Origin of the sequence: Pedobacter sp. (assembly GCF_041662865.1) — a bacterium.
Taxonomy (GTDB): domain Bacteria; phylum Bacteroidota; class Bacteroidia; order Sphingobacteriales; family Sphingobacteriaceae; genus Pedobacter.
In genome coordinates this window covers 1-8,554 of record NZ_JBAZRL010000077.1, presented here as the reverse complement: position 1 = coordinate 8,554, position 8,554 = coordinate 1, and the positions used below count along the sequence as shown (strand labels likewise).

Genomic DNA, 8,554 nt, shown 5'->3' with positions numbered 1-8,554 from the left:
CAAAAGATGGTGATACTCTAAATGCTAATGTGGTTAAAGGTTTAATGGAAACTGTACAACCAGTGCAGAAAAAAGCAGAACTATTAATTGCTAAAATGGATTCGATTTTAACAAGTGTAAATTCTATTCTTAATCCTAATTTCCAAAAAAATGTGGATAGAAGCTTTACCAGTATAGCATCTACTTTAGGTTCTTTAGAGGCAACTTCTAAAAAGGTGGATGCGTTGGTAGGATCGGAAAGTTCAAAACTTTCAGCTATCTTATCAAATGTTGAAGCAATTACTGCCAACTTTAAAAACAATGGTGCTAAAATTGATGCCGTTTTAACAAACTTAAATACAGTTACAGATAAGGTTGCCGCATTAAACTTTAAGCAAACTATCGATAATGCCAATAAAGCTGTAGCAGATTTACAAGGCATAGTAACCGATGTTAAAAACGGAAAAGGTTCATTAGGTCAGTTAATAAATGATAAACAGATGTACGATAATTTAACTAATGCTGCTAAAAATCTAGATAATTTAATGATAGATTTAAAAGCTAATCCTAAGCGTTACGTACACTTCTCTGTATTTGGCGGTGGTAATAAGACAGATAAGTAAGGAGTAAACGATATAGCCGCAGATGCACAGATTTAGTTGTACATCTGCGGCTTTTTTATGCGATAAAGAAATTTATATCTGGTAAGTAACTCCTTCAATAGCTAATTCAGTATTTTCAAAAACAGTTTTCGCTTCTTCTAAAAGCTCATTAAGTGTTTTATAACGAGAAGAAAAATGACCGATTAGTAATTTTTTAGCATTTACTGTTTTAGCAATTTCTGCTGCCTGTAATGCGGTAGTATGATGTGTTTCATTAGCTCTTTCTAACATTTCATGCAAAAAAGTAGCTTCGTGATATAAGGTGTCACAGTTTCTTATGCTATCGAAATAACGCTCATCCATTAATGTATCTGAACAATAAGCATAAGATTTTGGTTGAGCTGAATCCGTAGTGTAATCTATATTTTTTAATACCGTTCCATTAGGTAAATCTAAATCTACTCCCCTTTTTAATAATGGATACAATTCTAATGGAATATTATCTTTTTCTAGTTTCTCAACTATCAGTTTACGTAAGCGTTTTTTCTCTGTAAATTTAAATCCAGTGCAAGGAATACGGTGATTTAACACAATCGTTTCTACTGTTACATCGTTATTTTGAAAAATAACAGCAGGTTGTGTTGGATCAATCACAAAATATACTAATTCATATCTTAATGTAGTATCAGAGTGTTTAAACTGAAGCTCCAATATTTCTTGTATTGCTTTCGGAGCAAAGATATACATTGGTTTAATTCGTCCATTTAAATGCATACTAGAAAGCAGACCGATTAAGCCAAAATAATGATCACCATGCAAATGGCTAATAAAAATATAATCTATTTTGGATGCTTTTAAGCCGAATTTTATCAGTTGTTGTTGAGTACCCTCACCACAATCAATTAGATAAAATTTTTCGTTGCAATTTAATAATTGGGCAGTAGGATTTCTGTTGTAGACCGGAGTTGCAGAACTGCTACCCAAAATGGTTACTTCAAATTTCATTAAAAATTATCCTTTATCTACGCTACCACGTAATTCTTTCTCTATTTCTTCCATAAAGATTAAATCGGTAGCCTCATCTATTTTATTTACAAAAGTAACCGACTGATGAAGATTAGATATTTTAACAATATTAGCAATTGCAGCATTTACTCCTGAAACAATAAAAACACCGCCAGCACTTTTGCAAAGCCTATCTCCTACTAATAAACAACTTAAATCTTGTGAATCATTACATTCTTTTACAGCCGATAAATCGAGTACAATATTACGATAGCCTTCAGTATTTAAGAGGATAAATTCAGATTTTAATGCTGGTGTATTATCATTGGTAAACTTTGGTTCATCCAATTTTAAAACAACATATTTTTCGTGTTTATCTGTAGAGAATTTCATCTGTATAATTTTAGTTTTAAAGGTGATGAAGCTATCATGATTTATTCATTTCAATATATGATTTTGAAATCATGATGGTTTCATGGTCTTGTCTATTTATTTAAAACGAAAGTAACGATTATTATCTTGATAATAAATCATTAATCGCATTTTTCACATTTTCTTCTATTCTGTTTACAATACTTGATGAAGGGTTTTTAACAAATTTTTCACCAGTAATTTGCTCGTATAATTCTATATAACGATCAGATATTGAATTCACAATCTCAGGTGTCATTTCAGGAATTACCTGTCCATCTTTACCTTGAAAATTATTTTCTATTAACCATTTACGCACAAATTCTTTAGATAATTGTTTTTGTGCTTCTCCGGTTTTTTGTCGCTCTTCATAGCCGTCAGCATAAAAATAACGAGATGAATCCGGTGTATGGATTTCGTCAATTAAGTAAATCATATCTCCTACTTTACCAAATTCGTATTTTGTATCCACTAAAATTAAACCTCGCTCAGCAGCCATTTCTGTTCCACGTTTGTACAATGCTTGTGTATATTCTTCAAGCTGTGTATAATCAACTAATGAAACTATTCCTTTGGCTAAAAGATCTTGTTTAGAAATATCTTCATCATGACCAACAGCAGCTTTTGTTGTTGGAGTAATAATTGGTTGAGGTAATTTATCGTTCTCCTTTAATCCCTCTGGTAAAGCAACACCACAAACTTCTCTTTTACCTGCACTGTATTCACGCCAAGCATGACCAGCTAAGTAGCCTCTAATTACCATTTCTACTTTAAAAGGCTCACAAATCCTACCTATGGTAACCATTTCATCTGGAGTAGATAAAACCCAGTTAGGAACAATATCTTGAGTGGCAGCCAGAAATTTAGCGGCAATTTGATTTAAAACTTGCCCTTTAAAAGGAATAGCTTCGGGTAAAACTACGTCAAATGCAGAAATTCTATCAGTAACTACCATTGCCATTAATTGATCGTCAATAGTATATACATCGCGTACCTTACCTTTATAAAAATTAGTTTGATGAGGAAAATTAAAGTGGGTTTCTTTGATTGCTTTCATGAGGCTATAAAAATACGATTTTAAAATAAAAACCCTGTAGATTTAGGACTACAGGGTGAAAAATTATTATAATTTATTTAAAATCTGTTCAAACTCAATGGATGAAACTACAGCTATTGGTTTGTTTTTTAGCAAAACTTCAACAATATCACCTTGTTTATGTAATTGTAGTCTTCCTTTAAAGATTTTCATTTCATCTTCTGTTAAAAAATGCTTCAAATTCTTTATCGTTTCTTTTCTGCATGCTAATTCAACATCAGACTCTGAAATGATTAACCTAACTTTTTTACCTAAAGGTTCAAAAGATAAAATTAATTTATCGTTGAGAATTAACTGTAGCATTTAAATTCAATTTAATCACACACTGTTCGTTTACTGAATATCTCCGTAAGCTTTTAGAATTTGTTTCACCAATTTATGTCGCACAACATCATCACCGTTTAAGTAAATAATATCGATACCTTTTATTTCTTCTAAAATACGTAGCGCATTGTGTAAACCAGATTGAGCTTTCCTAGGCAAATCGATCTGTGTAACATCACCAGTTACAATAAATTTTGCAGTTGGACCCATCCGTGTTAAAAACATTTTTAATTGCAAATCTGTAGAGTTTTGAGCCTCATCTAAAATTACAAAGCAGTTGTCCAACGTACGACCACGCATAAATGCTAGTGGTGCAATTTCAATTGTTCTGTTTTCTAAATATAATTTTAGTTTTTCTGGCGGAATCATATCATCCAACGCATCATAAAGCGGACGTAAATACGGATCTACTTTTTCTTTCAAATCGCCAGGTAAAAAACCAAGACTCTCTCCTGCTTCAACTGCTGGTCTTGTTAAAATAATGCGTTTGATTTCTTTGTTCTTTAACGCTCTAACTGCCAAAGCTACAGCAGTGTATGTTTTACCAGTTCCGGCAGGGCCGATGGCAAACAACACATCGTTCTTTCCAATACTATCAACCATTTTACGTTGATTAGCAGTACGGGCCTTAATCATTAAACCGTGATTACCGAAAACAATTACTTCTCCAGTATTAATTGCTGCAGCTGGAGTATCGTCAGTTTTTTCAGTCGTTTTTTTAGAACCTAAAATGGATTCTACATCGTTATGAGAAAGCGTTCTGTACTTTTCGAGGTGGGCTACTAATTGTTCGAACTTTTGCTCAAAGGCCTTTAACTCAGCCTCATCTCCTAGTGCCTTAACGTCATTTCCTCTCGCTACTATTTTTAATTTTGGGAAAGCAGTTTTGATTAACTCATAATGCTCATTGTTGGCACCCCAAAATTGTACTTGGTCTGTTGTTTCTAATGTTAGCTTTAGTTCGTTCAAAATATTGTATTTTTATTTAGAAGTGTATATTTTGATTTAAAAATTGAATATTTGTAGGCGATTTGCCTATACACAAGAATAAGAATAAATATTGAATTTTTAATGGCTATAATAACATTAACGACAGATTTAGGTTCAAAGGATTTTTATCAGGCTGCTTTAAAAGGCAGTATCTTGAGTATTCTACCTACTGCCAATATTGTAGACATTACCCATGAAGTTCCATCTTTCAATATTTCTTATGCCGCTTTCGTACTTAAAAACGCTTATCCTTACTTTCCAAAAAATACAGTACACTTAATTGGTATCGATTCTGTATTTAGTGAAAACACAAAATACATCGCACTTCGCTATAAAGACCATTATTTTGTTGGAGCAGATAATGGGATTTTCTCTCTGTTATTAGACGAAGCTCCAGACGAATTGGTGGAGTTAAATATAATGCAAGATTTAAAATATTTGCACTTTCCATTGGTAGATATTTTTGTAAAAGCAGCCATTCATTTAGCCAAAGGCGGTAAATTAAAAGACATCGGTTTACCTACAGGAGATATTGAGCAAAGAATGCTATTACACCCTGTTATAGAGCGAGATATAATTAGAGGAAGTGTAATTTACATTGATACTTTTTGCAATGTAATTACCAATATTACCAAAGATCTTTTCACTAAAATACAACGCAACAGAGACTTTACTTTATACTTTAGAAAGAGCGAAACTATTACTCAATTAAGTTGGCATTATAATGAAGTACCAGAAGGAGAAAAACTCTGTTTATTTGGCATTAGTAACCATTTAGAAATCGCAATTAACAAAGGTAAAGCAAGTGGATTATTGGGTTTACACTTAAGTGATATTGTGAGGGTTGAATTTCATCCTTAAATCAAATTGTCATTCGTAACTTAGTAACGAATGTATTATATTAATTCCTTTATAAGAGATTCCTCGTACACTCGGAATGACAAAATCTAAAAATGCAAAATCAATTATGTTAGTTCGAGTTGTAAAAATGCACTTCACTCCTAGTTTTGTCGCTGAGTTTAAAGTTCTATTTAATAAAGTAAAGTCACAAATTTCAAGTTTTGAAGGATGCAATGGCGTTCAACTACTACAACATGAAACACAGCCAGAAATATTTTTTACGATTAGTAATTGGCAATCTGCTGAACATTTGGAACACTATCGTACTTCTGAGCTTTTTACAACTACTTGGGCAAAAGTTAAACCGAATTTTGTTAGCAAAGCTGAGGCATGGAGTTTGCTTGAACAATAAAAAACTAAATCATGATAAAAAAAATAGCTTTCTCATTTTTGATTATAAGCTCAATTATTGCACAAGTATCTGCACAAGATACTTCAGCTTATGAAATTCAGCGATTAAAAATTAATACTTTATTAGCTGAAAGAAGTGCAAAATTTGGACAATACGATGAAAGTTTAAACACTAAAACAGGCATATTTGGTTTTCAGACCAAGAGAGACATTCGAAATTCAAATGAAATTTTAAGGCAAATTGCACTAAACGATAATGATATTTTTAAGGAGTTAAAAATACTATTGGATTATAAAGATTTACAGGTGGAGCAAGTTAAAACGACGGTTAATACAAATTCTGAAAGCATACAAAATTATAGAAGGAGCATTAAAAATCTACAAGATCAAAACGAAAGTTTAACTAACAGCGCTAATAAAGCAGATAACTCAAGAGATATAGCTTATTTTTTTATTGCTTTACTTTTAATCGGCTGCGCTGTATTGGCTTACTTTTTAAACTTAAAAAACAAACAGCTCAAAAATTATGAAAAGGCAACTATTTAAATTATTGGTAAAGCTAAACAAGTTGATTTTGCCTAGTTTTTATAGAAAAGATCCGATGAAGTTAACTACTTTTCAAAAATCGATTTTAGGTTTTAGGTATTGGGCTTTAACAAATTCTTTAAAATAAGTTTATTTTATTTATTGAAATAGTGTATTAACAAGCCCACTAAAAACTTAGGCTCAACCCAAGTAGATTTTGGCGGCATTGTTTTATTCGCATCTGCTACATCAATTAATTGATTAATAGCGATTGGAGCTAAAACAAAAACAACTTCATTTATTCCGTTATCAACTTGCCTTTCTAGTACATTTATTGGAGTTTTTTCTCCTTCAAACGTAATTCTAGCATCTGTTCTAGGATCTTTAACATTTAAAATTGGTGATAAAACTAAATTCTGTAAAATACTAACATCTAAAACATTAACAGGATCATCAGTATATGTATGTGATTTTGCAATCAATGTATACCAGCCAGATTTTAGATACATACCAAAATGATGCAAAGTTGTTGGTTTAACAAATTGATCTGCTTTTTTTACATCAAAATGTGTTGAAATTTTATTCAAAAATTCTTCTTCCGTTAAACCAGCTAAATCCCTTACCAAACGATGATATGCTAACACTTTTACTTCTTGTGTATCCATATACACTGTGGTAAAATAGTTAAATGCAGCATTTTCGTCGTTTTTAAACAACATTCTTTTGTGCAGACCCATTTTAGCCATTGATGCAGCCCTATGATGTCCATCTGCAATATAAACTTCTGGCATCTCCGCAAAAGCGTTTACAGCTTTGTCTAAATCTTGTTGATCATCAATTTTCCAAATCCGATGTTGTGTACCATCAATATAGGTGAAATCTATGTCAGCTTTTAAAGTTGTATATTTTTCTAGTAGGTGCTGAATTATTTTATTTGGATGATAGGTAATTAATACCGGATTAGCATCTAAACCTGTTTGTTGTAAATATTCAGCAAGTGATCTTTCTCTCGCCTCTACAGTCAACTCGTGTTTTTTAATGTTTCCCTTCAAATAATCATTAATATGCGTTAAGGTCCAAATGCCAGTTTGTACTAAGCCATCGTGTACAACCTGATAAATGTAAATGCAGGGTTTTTCTTCAGCTACTAAAATTTCCTTATCTATAAAGCCTTCTAAGTTATCAGTTACCGTTTTATAGATTAACTCTTGGCGAGAACCACGTAAATAAGGATTATCAAGTTCTGGATTAATTAAATGCAAGAAACTAGCAGGATTTTCTGACGCGATTAACCTAGCTTGCCCAATACCATAATTTTCAAGTGGCCGCGTAACCACAGTATTGAGTAAGGCAAGTGCAGGTTTTAAGGCACAAAACGGCTTTATTCTCGGCATAAAGATTTATAAATGGCTAGGCGAAGATAGTTGGGATTTCTTTCCTTTTCAAAATAATTACAAGTTAATTATAAATGAAAAAACCTTCAGTTTTGGCTGAAGGTTTTAAAAATCTATATAAAATTAGCTTATTTCTTAAAATGATCGATAATCAAATTCGCTAATTCTGTTCCTATACGTTCTTGAGCCTCGTTAGTAGAAGCGCCAATATGCGGTGTTAATGATATTTTAGGATGTGTTAAAATAGCTTCAAGCGGCGTTGGTTCATTATCAAAAACATCTAAACCAGCAAAAGCTACTTTTCCAGAATTTAAAGCCTCAATTAATGCAGGTTCGTCAATAGTTCCTCCACGAGAACAATTCACAATACCCACTCCAGGTTTCATTGCAGCAAATTCTTCAGAACCTAAAATTGGTTTATCTGCAAATGGCGTGTGTAAAGAAATGAAATCACTTTGTGAAATTACTTCTGCTAGACTTACAGTTTGTACAGGAATATCAACTTTAACTCCACCTTGAAAATCTAAAGAAATAGAACCGTTAAATGGATAAAGATCGTATGCCAATACATTCATTCCTAAACGGAATGCGATAGTGGCTGTTTCTCTTCCTATTCTACCAAAACCAATCACACCTAAGGTTTTACCTTTTAATTCAATTCCTTTAGCGTATGCTTTTTTTAAGTCGTTAAATTTAATATTGCCTTCAACTGGCATTTTGCGATTAGAATCATGCAAAAAGCGAATACCTGTAAATAAATGAGAAAAAACTAACTCAGCAACCGATAACGACGAAGCAGCTGGCGTATTTACAACCGCAACACCTTTACTTCTTGCGTAATCAACATCAATATTATCCATTCCTACTCCCCCTCTACCAATTAAAGTTATATTTGGACAGGCATCAATTAGTTCTTTTCTAACTTTTGTAGCGCTACGTACGGTTATTCCATCGTAATTTAATAAGGCTTCGGCTAA

Annotated in this window: 11 protein-coding genes; 4 read left to right on the top strand and 7 right to left on the bottom strand. The window is 32.4% G+C overall.

Going from position 1 to position 8,554, the window contains the following annotated elements; translation table 11 throughout:
• Window positions 1–602, top strand: a 602-nt coding sequence (locus WC622_RS15885) for an MlaD family protein (RefSeq protein WP_372820674.1), incomplete at its 5' end; no start/stop codon positions are given.
• Window positions 603–674: 72 nt separating this feature from the next.
• On the opposite strand, the gene WC622_RS15880 is transcribed toward WC622_RS15885, so the two are convergent.
• The 5 genes from WC622_RS15880 to WC622_RS15860 all read right to left on the bottom strand — a co-directional run bounded on the left by WC622_RS15880 (window position 675) and on the right by WC622_RS15860 (window position 4,386).
• On the bottom strand, window positions 675–1,586 hold the full coding sequence (locus WC622_RS15880) for a ribonuclease Z (RefSeq protein ID WP_372820673.1): 912 nt from the start codon (window positions 1,584–1,586) through the stop codon (window positions 675–677).
• A 6-nt stretch (window positions 1,587–1,592) separates the two neighbouring features.
• Entirely contained in the window at window positions 1,593–1,979 is a 387-nt protein-coding gene (locus WC622_RS15875; RefSeq protein WP_372820672.1) for an STAS domain-containing protein, read from the bottom strand.
• A 121-nt stretch (window positions 1,980–2,100) separates the two neighbouring features.
• The gene (locus WC622_RS15870; protein WP_372820671.1) at window positions 2,101–3,054 is read right to left on the bottom strand and encodes a phosphoribosylaminoimidazolesuccinocarboxamide synthase; all 954 of its coding nucleotides are present in this window, start codon (window positions 3,052–3,054) and stop codon (window positions 2,101–2,103) included.
• Window positions 3,055–3,120: 66 nt separating this feature from the next.
• Window positions 3,121–3,396, bottom strand: a complete 276-nt coding sequence (locus WC622_RS15865) for a hypothetical protein (protein ID WP_372820670.1) — start codon at window positions 3,394–3,396, stop codon at window positions 3,121–3,123.
• A 30-nt stretch (window positions 3,397–3,426) separates the two neighbouring features.
• Window positions 3,427–4,386, bottom strand: coding sequence for a PhoH family protein (locus WC622_RS15860; RefSeq protein ID WP_372820669.1), 960 nt, complete (start codon window positions 4,384–4,386; stop codon window positions 3,427–3,429).
• A 102-nt stretch (window positions 4,387–4,488) separates the two neighbouring features.
• Here WC622_RS15860 and WC622_RS15855 point away from each other — a divergent pair, with 102 nt between their 5' ends.
• The 3 genes from WC622_RS15855 to WC622_RS15845 all read left to right on the top strand — a co-directional run bounded on the left by WC622_RS15855 (window position 4,489) and on the right by WC622_RS15845 (window position 6,204).
• Entirely contained in the window at window positions 4,489–5,268 is a 780-nt protein-coding gene (locus WC622_RS15855; RefSeq protein WP_372820668.1) for an S-adenosyl-l-methionine hydroxide adenosyltransferase family protein, read from the top strand.
• Between the two features lie 76 nt (window positions 5,269–5,344).
• Window positions 5,345–5,659, top strand: a complete 315-nt coding sequence (locus WC622_RS15850; protein ID WP_372820667.1) for a putative quinol monooxygenase — start codon at window positions 5,345–5,347, stop codon at window positions 5,657–5,659.
• Window positions 5,660–5,670: 11 nt separating this feature from the next.
• Window positions 5,671–6,204 (top strand): hypothetical protein, encoded by a 534-nt coding sequence (locus tag WC622_RS15845; RefSeq protein WP_372820666.1) that lies wholly within the window; start codon window positions 5,671–5,673, stop codon window positions 6,202–6,204.
• Between the two features lie 134 nt (window positions 6,205–6,338).
• On the opposite strand, the gene WC622_RS15840 is transcribed toward WC622_RS15845, so the two are convergent.
• Together WC622_RS15840 and WC622_RS15835 are read right to left on the bottom strand one after the other, a co-directional pair.
• Window positions 6,339–7,577 carry a DUF1015 domain-containing protein gene (locus WC622_RS15840; RefSeq protein WP_372820665.1) on the bottom strand — a complete coding sequence of 413 codons (1,239 nt, stop codon included), beginning with the start codon at window positions 7,575–7,577 and terminating at the stop codon, window positions 6,339–6,341.
• A gap of 128 nt (window positions 7,578–7,705) precedes the next feature.
• Window positions 7,706–8,554, bottom strand: an 849-nt coding sequence (locus tag WC622_RS15835) for a D-2-hydroxyacid dehydrogenase (RefSeq protein WP_372820664.1), incomplete at its 5' end; no start/stop codon positions are given.

Coding starts and splice junctions, on each gene's coding strand:
- WC622_RS15880 (WP_372820673.1), bottom strand. CDS start 1,586: ATGAAATTTGAAGTAACCATTTTGGGTAGCAGTTCTGCAACTCCGGTC.
- WC622_RS15875 (WP_372820672.1), bottom strand. CDS start 1,979: ATGAAATTCTCTACAGATAAACACGAAAAATATGTTGTTTTAAAATTG.
- WC622_RS15870 (WP_372820671.1), bottom strand. CDS start 3,054: ATGAAAGCAATCAAAGAAACCCACTTTAATTTTCCTCATCAAACTAAT.
- WC622_RS15865 (WP_372820670.1), bottom strand. CDS start 3,396: ATGCTACAGTTAATTCTCAACGATAAATTAATTTTATCTTTTGAACCT.
- WC622_RS15855 (WP_372820668.1), top strand. CDS start 4,489: ATGGCTATAATAACATTAACGACAGATTTAGGTTCAAAGGATTTTTAT.
- WC622_RS15850 (WP_372820667.1), top strand. CDS start 5,345: ATGACAAAATCTAAAAATGCAAAATCAATTATGTTAGTTCGAGTTGTA.
- WC622_RS15845 (WP_372820666.1), top strand. CDS start 5,671: ATGATAAAAAAAATAGCTTTCTCATTTTTGATTATAAGCTCAATTATT.
- WC622_RS15840 (WP_372820665.1), bottom strand. CDS start 7,577: ATGCCGAGAATAAAGCCGTTTTGTGCCTTAAAACCTGCACTTGCCTTA.